This window comes from Salipaludibacillus keqinensis (assembly GCF_003226325.1).
Classification (GTDB): domain Bacteria; phylum Bacillota; class Bacilli; order Bacillales; family Salisediminibacteriaceae; genus Salipaludibacillus; species Salipaludibacillus keqinensis.
The window spans coordinates 244,506-259,526 of sequence record NZ_PDOD01000006.1 but is presented as its reverse complement, the minus strand read 5'-3'; the positions used below and the strand labels follow the sequence as shown (position 1 = coordinate 259,526).

Sequence of the window (15,021 nt, the reverse complement as noted above, 5' to 3'; positions counted from 1 at the left end):
ATTAGGCACGCCGCCAGCGTTCGTCCTGAGCCAGGATCAAACTCTCCGATAAAGTACGATGACTAATCATCAAGTTTGATGTCTCTGACATCAAAAAGTTAAAAATTTGTTTCATTGACGGGATATTTTAAAATATCCCACTTCGCTTGGCTTTTTGTTTAGTTTTCAAAGGTCACTAACAATGTGTCGCTTGTCTGTTGCGACTTATAAATCATAACAAATAATTTGCTTGTCGTCAACATCTTTTTTAAAATCATTGTTTTCTTTTGGCGAAACAATGATTTGTTTTTTCAGCAACGTTTAATAATATATCACATTCATTTATATAATAGCAATAGGGAAATCGTATTCAGAACATTCTTTTTTCATTTAACTGAAAATCCTTTATCTATTTAGTGCTATTAGACATTATTGTTAATAAGAACTTTGATATAACTCTTCGCTGGACTGTATCCCTCCTACAACACAGAAACAAGTGTGACTTCTGCTTAATCTTCATTAAACTGGATTTAGCTGGATCTCCTTTGTTGAGAACAAACCATTAAGTTCCCTCAGAATTTGTTGCGTTTTATCTTAATCTATTCTCAGCACCAATCCGACAATTGTAATCAAATGCTAACGAGACTTCTTTACATACTAATGAGAGACTTATCTTCCCCACTCAAAACCAATACCAATAGTAAAAAGGACAGCTGCAATTGCAACCGTCTTTACACTTATGCTTCTTCTATATAATCGAAAGGAAGTTCTTCTTCTATAAACAACTCTGGATTTTTAGCTAAGTCCAAATATTCGTCCCTGTGAACTTTTACTACAGGTTTTGTTGGATGCTGACTATTCTGATAGAGTACTTCGCCTACCAAACCGTTGCTCAGTTTCACTTTGCGTCCAATAGATAAATCCAATAGAATTTTTATAAATTGGTTTAAAATTTTATGATCCAATTTACCAAATTGGTCAATCTTTAATGAGGCAATCACTTTATATGGAGATTGTTTACTACGATAATGCCTCTCTGATGTCATAGCATGAAAGACGTCCGCTACAGAAATTATTTTCGCATATTGGTGAAGTTTACTTCTCTTTATATGAAGAGGATAGCCACTGCCGTCTTCTCTTTCATGATGCTGAAGAATACCTAATAACGCATTCTTAGAAAAACCGGGAATCTCCTCAAGCATTCTATATCCTATAATTGGGTGTTTCTTTACTTCATTATATTCAGAAGCTGTTAAAGAGCCTTTCTTCTCAAAAACATTGAAAGGGAGCTTTGACATGCCACAATCAGATAATAATCCCGCTAACCCCAGTTGGATCACTTCACCACTTTTTAAATCTAGTTTCTTTCCAAGTAAATAGCTAAATACACTAACGGCTACGGAGTGGAAGTAAATATAGTCTTGTTTCGTCGTGTAATGATGAAGTTGCATAAGTTCGTCTTGGGTTGGCTCAAACTCATATAAAGGCAAGAAAACTTTTCGAACTTCGTAGGCCTCTACTTTCATACCTCCTTGCCAATCGATGAAAAGTTTTTTATATTGTTGAACAGCCTTTAAGTAACGATTGATAAAAGAATCATCTTGTCTACGTTGGACAATTGGTTCATGATCTTCTTTTATCTCTTCGTTTACTTTTTTCGGTTTAAAAGTAGATCCATCCACAAGTTTAGGCTCAACATTCACATTTTCCACCAAGAAAATCGTTAATATTTGAATATGCTCTTTTGTTAGGACAGTTTTCTTTTTCATTAAGGGATTATTGGATTTTTTCCAAACATCCTTGGTTAATATACAACCTGAAACTAGTTCATTTATGTTTACATTCATTATGGCCGCTCCTTCAGTCGTATTACTTCTATTGGAAAGAAAAATAGGTGAAAAGTCAATGGTTTTTCCATAATATTCATATATAAGATTGAAATGTCCTATCTTCAGGTTTTTTAACTTAGTATTTGTTGCAGAACGAGAATTTTACGTTCTTTTTTTCTTAATCTATTCTCCAATAGATAAAATTTACTTGAGAGACATGAAAATGCGCAAAAAACCTGAAAGCCCAAGGCCTCCAGGTTTCATGAACTTATCATTATTCTTCATCTTTTTCCGGTTTTTCGGTGTTTTCATGACCCTCTTCTGTTTCTTCAGTTGTTTCCTCTGAAACCACAGGATCATCAAGTACCTCGTTTACCGTCTCGTCACCATCTAAGGCAGTTTCTTCGTCTTCCTCATCCATATCATCTACGTTCACACGAGCGACTGTAGATACAAATTCATTCTCAGCAACGCGAATGAGGCGAACTCCTTGAGTGCTCCGTCCTGTTTGCGAAATTTCGCCTACGTGCATTCGGATAATTACACCGTTTGTAGTAATCACCATTAAGTCTTGATCATCTGCTACAACTTTAAGAGAAATAAGATCTCCGTTTTTATCGGTAATATTACATGTTTTAATCCCTTTACCACCTCGAGACTGCTGGCGGTATTCTTCAATCGGCGTTCGTTTACCGAATCCTTTTTCAGTCACGATTAAAATATCATGATTAGGTTCGATAATGTCCATTCCGACCACTTCATCGTCCTCTTTAAGATTAATTCCTTTCACGCCCGCAGCCGTTCGACCCATTTGTCTCACATCATTTTCATGGAAACGGATCGACATCCCTTTACGTGTTCCGGCAATTAATTCCTTGCTGCCGTCGGTAAGTCGCACCCCGTGCAGTTCATCTTCTTCGCGTAACTTAATAGCAAAAAGACCTCCGCGACGGATTTTCGAGAACGCTTTGAGTTCTGTACGTTTTGATACGCCATATTTCGTCATAAAGAAAAGTGACTGAGTTCCTTCAAAATCAGAAATGGGAATAACCGTACTGATATATTCGTCTTTTTCAATTTGTAAAAGATTGATAATAGGTATTCCTTTTGATGTTCGCTTTTGTTCTGGCACTTCATACCCTTTGATACGGTACACTTTTCCTTTGTTTGTGAAGAACAACAAATGATCATGGGAATTCGTTACGAATAAATGACGAACAAAGTCTTCATCATGAGTTCCCATTCCCTGTACCCCGCGTCCACCACGTTTTTGACTACGGTACGTAGACACCGGCAATCGTTTAATATAACCGTGGTGTGAAACGGTAATGACAACATTTTGACGAGGTATAAGATCCTCATCTTCCATGCTATCCTCTCCGAGCGTAATAACAGTCCGACGTTCGTCAGCGTAACGGTCACGGACGTCCGTTAATTCTTCACGAATAATTTCCAATACTTTCTCTTCATCGGCTAGTATCGCTTTAAGTTCAGCAATTTTTTCTACTAACTCAGCATATTCGGCTTCTATTTTATCTCGCTCTAAGCCAGTAAGGCGCTGTAAACGCATATCGAGAATCGCTTGTGCTTGGTCGTGAGAAAGTTCGTACTTCTCAATCAATCCGTTACGAGCAATTTCAGTCGTTTGCGAAGCACGAATAAGTGCAATCACTTCATCCAAGTGATCTAAAGCAATACGCAGTCCTTCAAGGATGTGAGCTCTCGCTTCGGCTTTTCTTAACTCAAATGCCGTGCGGCGCTTGATAACAACTTTTTGGTGCTCTAGATAATGATACAGCGTCTGTTTTAATGACAACACTTTCGGTTGTCCGTCCACAAGAGCAAGCATGTTGATCCCAAAACTTGTTTGAAGCGCTGTCTGCTTATATAAATTGTTGAGTAATACGTTCGCATTCACATCACGGCGAAGTTCAATAACGATTCTCATGCCTGTACGGTCTGATTCATCTCGAAGATCTGTAATCCCATCGATTTTCTTGTCGCGAACAAGCTCAGCAATTTTTTCAATCAATCGGGCTTTGTTCACTTGATATGGAAGTTCATTCACAATGATTCGAGGTTTTCCGTTATGCTCATCGATTTCAGCTTTTGCACGAATCAATATGGAACCTTTACCCGTTTCATACGCTCGTCGAATTCCTGATACACCTACGATTTCAGCGGCCGTTGGGAAGTCAGGACCTGGGATATGTTCCATTAATTCAGCCACTGTAATCTCAGGGTTCTTACTTAAAGCTAATACTCCATCAATAACTTCTGATAAGTGGTGAGGTGGAATATTTGTTGCCATCCCTACTGCGATACCGGAAGTCCCGTTAATCAGTAAATTAGGAAACCTAGCAGGCATCACAATCGGTTCAGATTCTGAGCCGTCATAGTTTTCTTGGTAATCGATTGTATCTTTATTAATGTCTCGCACTAGTTCCATGGAGATTTTCGACATTTTTGCTTCTGTGTAACGCATCGCTGCAGCTGCATCACCGTCCACAGAACCGAAGTTTCCATGACCGTTGACAAGCATATAACGATAACTGAAATCCTGGGCCATACGAACCATCGTTTCGTAAACAGCTGAGTCACCATGAGGATGATACTTACCAATAACTTCCCCAACGATACGAGCAGATTTCTTATAAGATTTTTCAGCAGTAATTCCCAGCTCATTCATAGCGTATAAAATACGTCGGTGAACCGGCTTTAACCCATCTCGAACGTCAGGAAGTGCACGACTGACAATTACACTCATGGCGTAATCCATAAAAGACGTTCTCATTTCCTGACTAATATTAATTTCTTTCACTCTGGATTGGTCTTGATCAGACATTCTTTGTACCTCCGTTCACCTAATTCCAACCGGTTGGCTATCTACCTGGCTGTTGCAACATATCAAACATTCAGCTTTCAAAAAATAGCTGGTGTGTATATATTAGTTCCAATGACTCGTTCCTTCGCCCATCAGAAAACATATTTTTACGACACTTTCATTATGTAAAAATGAGGGTAGCTTGCCGGTTTATTTTTGCTTATTGTGAGACAGCAACCATGCAAGTATAACCTGCATGGTTTGCCATCGAGCTTAAATGTCTAGATTTTTCACGTAATGGGCGTTTTGTTGGATGAAGTCTCTTCGCGGTTCTACGCGATCACCCATTAATGTATCGAATACTTCATCTGCTAACATCGCATCTGTCAAACTCACTTGTAGGACAGTTCTCATAGAAGGATCCATGGTTGTTTCCCACAATTGCGTAGGATTCATTTCACCAAGACCTTTGTAACGCTGCAGCCCCGGTTTCGGTGAATCTGCTAACTCTCCAAATATCCGTTCTTTTTCTTTATCGTTGTAAGCATAATGAATAACTTTTCCTTGTGTGATCTTGTATAAAGGCGGCTGTGCAATGTAAATATAGCCTTTTTCAATCAAAGGACGCATATAGCGATAGATAAACGTTAATAAAAGCGTACGAATATGCGCACCATCCACGTCGGCATCAGTCATAATGATGATCTTATGATATCTCGCTTTGGAAATATCAAAATCTGCACCGATCCCTGTACCTAATGCCGTAATAATCGCACGGATTTCATTGTTTGCAAGAATTTTATCTAACCGTGCTTTCTCAACATTTATAATTTTTCCACGTAACGGCAAGATCGCCTGGAAGTGACGGTCTCTCCCTTGTTTCGCAGAACCACCTGCTGAGTCACCCTCCACCACATACAATTCGCTTATTGAAGCATCTTTTGTGGAACAGTCTGCCAATTTTCCCGGCAGCGAACTCACTTCTAATGCAGATTTTCGACGCGTTAATTCACGGGCTTTTTTCGCAGCATCTCTTGCTCTGGAAGCCATCAAACCTTTTTCGACGATTTGCCGAGCTACTGTTGGATTCTCACCCATGAATTTGGACATATGTTCAGAAAACAATGAATCAGTAATCGTTCTAGCTTCACTGTTACCTAGCTTTGTTTTTGTTTGACCTTCAAATTGCGGATCAGGTATTTTCACAGACACAATGGCTGTTAAACCTTCCCTTACATCATCACCGACTAAATTTGGATCTTGGTCTTTAAACAAACCATTTTTTCTCGCGTAATCATTGATCACCCTCGTTAATCCCGTTTTAAAACCGGATTCGTGGGTTCCACCTTCGTGAGTATTGATGTTGTTTGCAAACGAGTATAAATTACTAGCGAAACCATCGTTATACTGCATCGCTACTTCGACGGAAATGCCTTCTTTTTCTCCTTCGATAAATACAGGTTCTTCATGAAGTGGGGTTTTTGTCCGATTTAAGTGCTCCACAAAGGACTTAATTCCGCCTTCGTAAAAATATTCAGCAGATTTATCTTCTACGCGCTTGTCCGTAATGAAAATACGGAGTCCACGATTTAAAAAGGCAAGTTCTCTCAAGCGATTAGCAAGAATATCATAATCGTATTCTGTGGTTTCCGTAAAAATTTCTTCATCTGGTTTGAAGCGAATGATAGTTCCTGTCTTTTCCGTCTCACCAATCACTTTTAAATCCGCATTAGGAATTCCACGAGTAAACTCAATTAAATGGACTTTCCCATCTAGATGGACTTCTACCTCTAGGTGACTTGACAAGGCATTTACAACGGAAGCCCCCACACCATGCAGCCCACCGGAAACTTTGTACCCACCGCCGCCAAATTTACCACCAGCATGAAGAACAGTCATAATGACTTCTACAGCAGGACGACCCATTTTTTCATGAATTCCAACCGGAATCCCACGCCCATTATCTTCAACCGTAATGGAATTATCTTCTTCAATCGTTACTTTAATCGTGTCACAATGGCCGCCCATTGCTTCATCAATACTGTTATCAACAATTTCCCAAACAAGATGGTGCAGCCCACGAACACTTGTTGAGCCGATATACATCCCCGGTCGCTTTCTAACAGCTTCTAAACCTTCTAATACTTGAATTTGACTTTCATCATAGGAATGCTGATCCACGGTCAATTTACTTCACCTACACTTCTCCTAGCAATCACATTGCTAAGTAATCTAAATCTTTATTCTTTTGTTGAATCTCATTTATTCTTCTTCAGGTACGATTGTTACGACTTCAGCCCTTCGTTTCAAGGTGTGAGACGAGATAGGGGATAGATACACTTCATCCTCTGTGATCACATAAGATTTTGGAGTATCCTTTGTAACCTTAACAATCGCCTTCTGTTTTTTATTACTCTTAATGAAATCCCTATTCTCTGATGATAGGGCCTGACTGTGGTGATCAATAATCGCCACAATGGATTCTGCTTTCAGAACCATATCTCCACCTAAATGTATAAAAATAATCATCACCTCAACCTTTTTGCTGAATTGATCCTTCTTCAACATAAAATGTTTCCGCTTCCCGCAACATTTCATGATCAATACCGTCCACACTTGTTGTGGTGACAAATGTTTGAACTTTCCCTTTGATTGTATTTAATAAGTGAGTTTGCCGATAATCATCTAGTTCTGATAACACATCATCCAAGAGTAAAATCGGATATTCACCTGTTTTTTCTTTAATTAATTCAATTTCTGCCAGTTTTAGTGATAAAGCTGTGGTTCGTTGCTGGCCTTGTGAGCCGTAAGTTTGGATATTGCGTTCGTTTACTATAAATGTCAAATCGTCTCTGTGGGGACCTATTAACGTGGTACCCCGTTGCAACTCACGCTCTTCAACTCTCGAAAACTCCTCTTTCAAAGCTATCATCATTGTGGACAAATCCATCTCTTCTGATACGTGGCATGAAGGAGCATAAATCACTTCTAGTTTTTCTTTACCGCGGCTAATCTCAAGATGAATCGGTTCAGCCCATGACTGCAACTTTTCTAAAAAGGCATACCTTTTCGTAATGACATGAGCTGCCGACTGCAACAATTGATCCGTCATCACTTCAAGCATAGCCGGATCTGCTTTCACTTTCTTTTGCTGCACATTTTTTAGCCACTGGTTTCGTTGCTTTAACACCTTATGGTATTGAGATAAATGATAGAGGTAAATGGGATGAATTTGTCCCATTTCCATATCGAGAAAGCGGCGTCTGATTTGCGGACTTCCTTTCACTAACGTTAAATCTTCCGGGGCAAACATGACAATGTTACAAGATCCAATATAGTCACTGAGACGTTTCTTCTCAATATGATTGAGTTTGACTTTCTTTCCTTGATTAGAAAACACCACTTCCATGTGAAGTGGCCCATTCCGATTCGTTAAGTGACCTTCAACTTTGGCAAACGCCTGATCCCAGCGGATAAGCTCTTTATCCCGTGATGTTCTGTGAGATTTAGACATAGCAAGAACATAGATAGCTTCCATCAGATTTGTTTTCCCTTGGGCATTCTCACCAAGAATGACATTGACCCGGTTCTGAAAGGACAACGTTAGCTGACCATAGTTCCGGTAATTTTTTAATTTCAGTTGATCAATGTGCAACGAAATCCCTCTTTATTCATCATCTCTGGTAATCACAATTGTTCCCATATCTTCTATCTTCACTTGATCACCAGGGTAAAGTTTACGGCCACGTCGGTTTTCTTCTTCATCATTTACCCAGACAGGAATATCAGCCAAAAACCATTTTGCCTGACCTCCTGAATCGATGACTGCAGCTTCTTTTAGCGCTTGTCCGAGCGTAATAAATTCATCTTTAATCATAATCGTTTCTTCCAAAATGAGGTCACTCACTTTCTATGGATAACTTTTTATCAACACGCACACAATTTCTATCACTCTACATTGTACTAAAAATATTCACTAAACGCCAATCAAAAAAAAACAGCTCCTTTTAGCATAAATTAAAAGGGCTGTTTTCTAGTTTTTCGTTTTTCTTAGGGAAGATTTAATATGTGCGAACAGGTGAGAACAGGTGAAGCATATGATCTCTTTCAGCAGGTTTCATTACAAATGGGCTCATAGCTCCCGTGAAATTGATCTCAACTTCTGTTGACTCAATGACTTTTAATGCATCAATGACATTTTTTCCATTAAAAGAGATTCTCAACTCATCCCCGGTGTAGTCAAGACTTTGAACATCTTCTGTTACTTTACCTACTTCAGGAGTAACAGACGTTATTTCTAGTTCATTATTTTCAATCGTCTTAACGTTTACTACGTTGTTCTTACCTTCCCTTGAAAGCAATAGTGCTCGTTCGATAGCATCAAGCAAATTTTTAGCTTTTAATTTCACGGTAGTTTTCGACTGAGTTGGAATCATATTCTTTGTTGCTGGATAATTTCCGTCCAATAAACGGGAAAAAAATAAAAGATTCGTCGCTTTAAACAGAATTTGATTGTCAGTCACAATAATATCAATCCATTCATCGGTGTCATCTAGAATTTTATTTAACTCATTTAGACTCTTACCTGGAATGACTACGTTAGAGAATTCTAGATCTGATGTGTTCGTTTCCACCTGAGCATGGCGCATAGCTAAGCGATGGCTGTCTGTCGCCGTGCATGTAAGGTGTCCGTCTTCTAAAGACCAATGAATTCCCGTCAAAATAGGGCGTGTTTCAACAGTTGAGACTGCAAAAGCCGTTTGACGAATAATGCTCTTCAGCAAATCTTTAGGCATTTTGAATACATTCTCTTCTGCTATTTCAGGTAACCTTGGATATTCTTCAGGGTCTAGACCGTTCAAATTAAAAACTGAAGAACCTGACTTTAATTGAGTAACAAATTGGTTAGAAACCATGATTTCAATCGTATCTTCAGGAAGTTTTTTTACGATATCACCAAAAAAACGTGCTTGTAGAACAATGGATCCTTCTTGTTCTAATTCAACAAGTTGATGGTCACCATCTTCAGTGGGAATAAAGGATTCAATTGAAATATCAGAATCACTCCCTGTTAACGTGACTCCTTCTTCGCTTGCTTCAATTTTTATCCCCGTTAAAATCGGAATCGTCGTTCTCGAAGAAATAGCTTTGGAAACATGTTGGACACTTTGTACAAATCGATCGCGTTGAATCGTGAATTTCATAGTTATTTTCCTCTCTTTCCTGACAAATGAATTTGAATGTTTGTTCAGTGTTAATAGTCTATTTATATATCTTTTTTTAGTACTAAAAATATAGAAGTACTCGTAGTAATGCTTGTGAATATGTGGATAACTAATGAAAAGCCCAATGGTGGCAAGTTATCCACCTGTGGACAAGGTGTGCATAACATTAGCTGAGTTATACACACTTCACACAAGTCTATGATTTCAATTGATCTTTAATTTCTTGGATTTGTTGTTGCAGTTCTTGATCGGTTGCAAACAATCTTGATATTTTCTCATGAGCGTGGATGACTGTTGTGTGATCTCGCCCTCCGAACTCTGTTCCGATTTTTGGTAACGAGTTGTCCGTTAATTCTCTCGATAAGTACATAGCGATCTGCCTCGGATAGGCAACTGTTTTTGTACGTTTTTTTGCTTTTAAGTCTTCCACTTTCACTTGAAAGGCTGCAGCGACACATTTTTGTACGTCTTGAATATTAATTTTCTTAGGCTTTGAATTAGGAATGATATCTTTTAAAGCTACAGCCGCAAGATCTGCATTCATATCTTGATTAATTAACGATGAGTAAGCAACCACCCTGATTAAGGCACCTTCTAATTCACGAATGTTTGTGTCAATTTGATTTGCAATATAAAGCATAACTTCATTTGGAATATCTAAATTTTCAGCTTTCGCTTTTTTTCTTAAGATAGCAATTCTTGTTTCTAAATCCGGTGGCGTAATGTCAGTAATTAAGCCCCACTCAAACCTTGAACGTAATCGATCCTCAAGCGTAGGGATCTCTTTAGGCGGTCGATCACTGGAAATAACAATTTGTTTCCGTTCTTCGTGAAGAGAATTAAACGTATGGAAAAATTCCTCTTGTGTTTGTTCTTTTCCGGCCAAAAATTGAATATCATCAATTAAAAGGACATCCACATTTCGATATTTATTTCTGAAGTTGACTGCTTTGTTGTCGCGAATGGAATTAATAAATTCATTTGTGAATTTTTCAGAAGACAAATAAACCACTTTTGCCCCTGGATTATGATCCATCACATAATGACCTATCGCATGCATTAAGTGAGTCTTCCCCAGTCCTACTCCACCATAAATAAACAAAGGATTGTATGCTTTTGCTGGCGCCTCTGCTACCGCAAGTGATGCGGCGTGGGCAAAACGGTTGCCACTGCCGATTACAAATGTATCGAACGTATATTTCGGATTAAGCATATGCTTTGGCATGTCTTCAGTTGCCTGAGGCTGAGGCTTTGGCGGTTGCTTAGCCTTTTCAAATAGCTCCAGTTCATCACTCTTATCTTCTTGAGGCAAAATGAACCTTGCTTCTAGCTCTGCACCGGTTAATTCGTTCAATGTTTCCGTGATAATCCCAAAATACCGGTTTTCTAACCAGTCTCTGGCAAATTCATTTGGAGCAATCACGGTAATCGTATTGGAGCTTTGATCAATCGAATCAGCTTTCGTGAATTTAAACCATGTATCATAACTTGGTTTACTCACCTTTTCCTCGATTTTTGTCAGTGCCTGCTCCCATAAATCATTTAAATTTTCCAATCTTTGACCCTCCTTCGCCACGCGCTGTGCCATAACAGAAAGGCGAACTCACGAAATGAATCCGCCTTGTACAACAAATGTATAACTGCAATGAATAAAACTGAATAAAAATTACCCCCAGTAATATGTGGGTAATTATACATATAGGAAGAAAAGCATCCTGTTCACTCTATTCACACTTATGTGGATAAACCTATACAGAAGGTTGAACAACTATCCACAAAGTTGTGCACACCTGTGGATAGTTATTATTTTACCACAGGTTTTCCACTTGAAAAACATCATTATGATATCAAATATAAGAAGGATTGACAATGGTTAATAAAACTTATCCACATCATTCAAGGGGTTGTGTTTAAAAGTTGTCCACAGCACAAGATCATGTGTAGAACTTGTGAGGAGCTCTGTGGAAACTTGCGAAAGTTTGTCGAAAGTTGTCCACAGGGTAGTGAATTTTTTTTTTGTAGAGAACTTGGACAAGCATAAAAGTTAAGGTGGATCGGATAAGAAGTTGCCTCAAAAGAAATATTCAAAAGGGGGGCTTGACATTAAACTGTGAGTCTCATATAATTTACAGGACTGTCAATCTCGTCGAACGTTATGGATCGAAAATAGCATGACGAGTTTTAAATGATAAGTGAATAACGATATTTTAAGAATAATCATTCTCAGGAGGTGGAATAGATGGGTAAACCAACATTTAATCCAAACAACAGAAAGCGCAAAAAGAATCATGGTTTCCGTGCGCGCATGGCTACTAAAAATGGTCGCAGAATTCTAGCAAATCGTCGCCGTAAAGGAAGAAAAGTACTATCTGCGTAATGAGGCCACTGTCTGATCAGTGGTCTTTTTTTCTCGATAAAGTATACGACGAATGTGAAAGATCCACATAGACAGAAAAGAACGAAGGAGAAACCAGATTAACGCTTAATCTTTCATATAAAGAGAGAGTAATGATCTGGTTTTTCTTTTTGATGTGTATGAAGCATATTTTGAAAAGAAATGATGCTCAATGGTGATTTTCTAAAAAGGTACATAGAAGTGATGGCGAATTGGACGAATCTTCTTTATAATATAGATTGGGTTCGTCTTTGACGAATCGTATTGTTGATAGGGTCACTTAGGTGAGGTGCAATAAAAAGATGAAAAGAGAATTGAGCTTAAAGAAAAATGAAGAGTTTCAGCATGTTTTTCAAAAGGGTAAGTCGGCAGCGAATCGTCAATTCGTTGTGTATCAGGTAATCAAAGAGAATCAGTCGAACAGTCGCTTTGGCTTATCCGTAAGTAAAAAGATAGGAAATGCGGTCATGAGAAACAGAATTAAGCGATTAATGAAAGAGGTCTTGCGTGAACTTTCGCAAGAGTTGTATCAAAATCGCGATATTGTCATCATTGCCAGGAAGCCAACAGCAGAGATGGATTACAAAGAGATGAAGAAATCCCTTTATCATGTGCTGAAAGTCGCTAAGCTTGTTACAAAAAGATCCCAAGTGAACTCTTGAGGTGAATGTATATGAAATGGCTATTGATCGTTTTGATTCGTTTTTATCAAAAATGGATTTCTAGATTTACTCCAGCAACATGCCGCTTCTATCCAACATGTTCTCACTATGGAATGGAAGCAATTAAAAGGTTCGGTGCTGTTAAAGGCAGCTGGTTAACGATTCGGAGACTGGTGAAATGTCAGCCTTTTCATCCTGGAGGATTTGATCCGGTCCCTGAAAAGCAAAAACAAACAGATCAATAGAAATATTGGGTATTTCGGTCATAAAATAAGAAGGTTTATCTTCTATGAAACAAGAAACAATGGAAGAAGATGCTTATTTAATTGACGTTATTATATATTCTTGATAGGAAAGAGATAGGAGGACCTAGAGTGGCAAGAAAATTTAGTTTAGTTTTGCTGTTAATTGGTTTGATGGTCGTCATGACAGGGTGTTTTAACATCGATCAACCAATTAAAGAAGAAAATAGTGGGTTTTGGGATTCTTTTTTTGTTTACCCATTGTCTTGGTTAATGACAAATATTGCAGATGCACTGAATAACAGTTACGGTTTAGCGATTATTATTGTAACGATTTTACTTCGTATTCTCATTTTACCTTTAATGATCAAGCAAACGAAGAGTACAAAAGCAATGCAGGCACTGCAGCCGGAAATGAAAGAGCTTCGTGAGAAATACAGTGCAAAAGATCAACAAACACAACAGAAATTACAGAAGGAAATGATGGCTCTCTTCCAAGAGAATAAAGTTAATCCATTAGCAGGTTGTTTCCCAATCTTGATTCAAATGCCAATTTTGATTGCATTTTATCATGCGATTATACGAACGCCGCAAATCAATCCCGATGTGGATCCGTCTTATACAGGTGCACCTCAGGAGTTCTTATGGTTCGAATTAGGAAGTGCAGACCCATACTACATCTTACCGCTTGTAGCTGGAGCAACAACCTTCATTCAGCAAAAAATGATGATGGTGCAAGACAACCCGCAAATGCGCGCTTTAATGTATATCATGCCAGTAATGATCATCGCGTTTGCAGCCTTCTTCCCATCGGCATTAGCATTATATTGGGTCATAGGTAACTTGTTTATGATTATTCAAACGTACTTTATTACTGGACCAAATGTTGGTAAGGATAAAGAAGCGACTACGGGGGGAGCGAAAAACAAGTGAAAAAAGTGACTGTATCAGGGAAAACGGTAGAAGAAGCAGTTGAGTTAGGTTTACAAAGGCTTGAAGCAAACAGAGACCAAGTTGATTTTCATGTAGTAGAAGAACCGCAAAAAGGATTTTTGGGTTTGATTGGCGTAAAGCCAGCTGTTGTTGAGGTGAAGGTTAAACCAGATCCGGTCAGCGAAGCGTTATTATTTTTGCGAGACACAATTGATAAGATGGGTATTTCGGCCAGCGTCGAAAAAGAAGAGCGTAAAGATGGACTCTATTTAAATATTTCAGGCGCAGAGATAGGCGTGTTGATTGGTAAAAGAGGACAAACGCTTGACTCCTTGCAATATCTTGTAAATCTCGTAGCTAATCGTCAGTCAGGAAGTTATCTGCGTATTCATCTTGATGCAGAAGGATATCGTGATCGGCGTAAAGAAGCACTAGAAACCTTGGCGCAGCGCCTCAGTACAAAAGCCTTACGGACGAAACAAGAAGTCCGCTTGGAACCAATGAATGCTCATGAACGTAAAATTATTCATACTGCTTTGCAAAACGTGAAAGGTGTATCCACCTTTTCTGATGGTGCAGAACCTCACCGACGTATTGTCGTTGTACCAAAATGATCCAGTCACCTTAGATAAACGACACATGATTATTAATACTAGGCCACACCGGTTCATTACATTCCGGTGTGGCCTTTTTTTGGAAAGGATACGATGAAAATAAAAAAGTTGATTAGCCCGTGCAAGTTATGACATCTTGTTATGAGGCAGTAAACTCCTGTCTGTATCGTCATTGTAGCTCATAGTCATTAGATAATAAAAATAGGATCGGTCGGACTTTTGAGTGTTATTCTCAAGTCCGATTTTTTGGTGGTTAAGCATTTGAGTAACAACTACTGGGACGATTAACTTAAAAACTTGAATCCCCTCGAGAAATTG

General features: G+C 38.7%; 13 protein-coding genes. 5 read left to right on the top strand and 8 right to left on the bottom strand.

Features of this window, described 5'->3' with window-relative positions:
- Positions 1 to 716 precede the first annotated feature (716 nt).
- The 8 genes from CR194_RS19585 to dnaA all read right to left on the bottom strand — a co-directional run bounded on the left by CR194_RS19585 (position 717) and on the right by dnaA (position 11,412).
- The gene (locus tag CR194_RS19585) at positions 717 to 1,826 is read right to left on the bottom strand and encodes an HD-GYP domain-containing protein (RefSeq protein ID WP_110612217.1); all 1,110 of its coding nucleotides are present in this window, start codon (positions 1,824 to 1,826) and stop codon (positions 717 to 719) included.
- A 256-nt stretch (positions 1,827 to 2,082) separates the two neighbouring features.
- Positions 2,083 to 4,653, bottom strand: coding sequence for a DNA gyrase subunit A (gene gyrA / locus CR194_RS19580; RefSeq protein WP_110612215.1), 2,571 nt, complete (start codon positions 4,651 to 4,653; stop codon positions 2,083 to 2,085).
- A 252-nt stretch (positions 4,654 to 4,905) separates the two neighbouring features.
- A complete protein-coding gene (gene gyrB, locus CR194_RS19575) occupies positions 4,906 to 6,819 on the bottom strand; it encodes a DNA topoisomerase (ATP-hydrolyzing) subunit B (RefSeq protein ID WP_110612213.1) in 1,914 nt (637 codons plus the stop codon).
- A gap of 75 nt (positions 6,820 to 6,894) precedes the next feature.
- Positions 6,895 to 7,161: an extracellular matrix regulator RemB gene (remB, locus tag CR194_RS19570; RefSeq protein ID WP_233254438.1), complete on the bottom strand. Its 267-nt coding sequence runs from the start codon at positions 7,159 to 7,161 to the stop codon at positions 6,895 to 6,897.
- 4 nt (positions 7,162 to 7,165) lie between these two features.
- Positions 7,166 to 8,287: a DNA replication/repair protein RecF gene (gene recF / locus CR194_RS19565; protein ID WP_110612211.1), complete on the bottom strand. Its 1,122-nt coding sequence runs from the start codon at positions 8,285 to 8,287 to the stop codon at positions 7,166 to 7,168.
- A gap of 12 nt (positions 8,288 to 8,299) precedes the next feature.
- Positions 8,300 to 8,509 carry a S4 domain-containing protein YaaA gene (gene yaaA, locus CR194_RS19560; protein WP_158282320.1) on the bottom strand — a complete coding sequence of 70 codons (210 nt, stop codon included), beginning with the start codon at positions 8,507 to 8,509 and terminating at the stop codon, positions 8,300 to 8,302.
- Positions 8,510 to 8,693: 184 nt separating this feature from the next.
- Positions 8,694 to 9,836, bottom strand: a complete 1,143-nt coding sequence (gene dnaN / locus CR194_RS19555; protein ID WP_110612207.1) for a DNA polymerase III subunit beta — start codon at positions 9,834 to 9,836, stop codon at positions 8,694 to 8,696.
- A 217-nt stretch (positions 9,837 to 10,053) separates the two neighbouring features.
- A complete protein-coding gene (gene dnaA, locus CR194_RS19550) occupies positions 10,054 to 11,412 on the bottom strand; it encodes a chromosomal replication initiator protein DnaA (RefSeq protein ID WP_110612205.1) in 1,359 nt (452 codons plus the stop codon).
- A gap of 684 nt (positions 11,413 to 12,096) precedes the next feature.
- Between dnaA and rpmH the strand changes: the two genes are divergently transcribed.
- From rpmH to jag, 5 genes are all read left to right on the top strand, one after another.
- Positions 12,097 to 12,234 (top strand): 50S ribosomal protein L34, encoded by a 138-nt coding sequence (rpmH, locus tag CR194_RS19545; RefSeq protein WP_110612203.1) that lies wholly within the window; start codon positions 12,097 to 12,099, stop codon positions 12,232 to 12,234.
- A 320-nt stretch (positions 12,235 to 12,554) separates the two neighbouring features.
- Positions 12,555 to 12,914: a ribonuclease P protein component gene (gene rnpA, locus CR194_RS19540; protein WP_110612201.1), complete on the top strand. Its 360-nt coding sequence runs from the start codon at positions 12,555 to 12,557 to the stop codon at positions 12,912 to 12,914.
- An 11-nt stretch (positions 12,915 to 12,925) separates the two neighbouring features.
- On the top strand, positions 12,926 to 13,159 hold the full coding sequence (gene yidD / locus CR194_RS19535) for a membrane protein insertion efficiency factor YidD (RefSeq protein WP_110612199.1): 234 nt from the start codon (positions 12,926 to 12,928) through the stop codon (positions 13,157 to 13,159).
- A gap of 129 nt (positions 13,160 to 13,288) precedes the next feature.
- Positions 13,289 to 14,089, top strand: a complete 801-nt coding sequence (gene spoIIIJ / locus CR194_RS19530) for a YidC family membrane integrase SpoIIIJ (RefSeq protein ID WP_110612197.1) — start codon at positions 13,289 to 13,291, stop codon at positions 14,087 to 14,089.
- Complete coding sequence (jag, locus tag CR194_RS19525; protein ID WP_110612195.1) at positions 14,086 to 14,703, top strand: RNA-binding cell elongation regulator Jag/EloR; 618 nt, start codon at positions 14,086 to 14,088, stop codon at positions 14,701 to 14,703. The genes spoIIIJ and jag overlap by 4 nt, the downstream gene beginning before the upstream one ends.
- Positions 14,704 to 15,021: the final 318 nt, after the last annotated feature.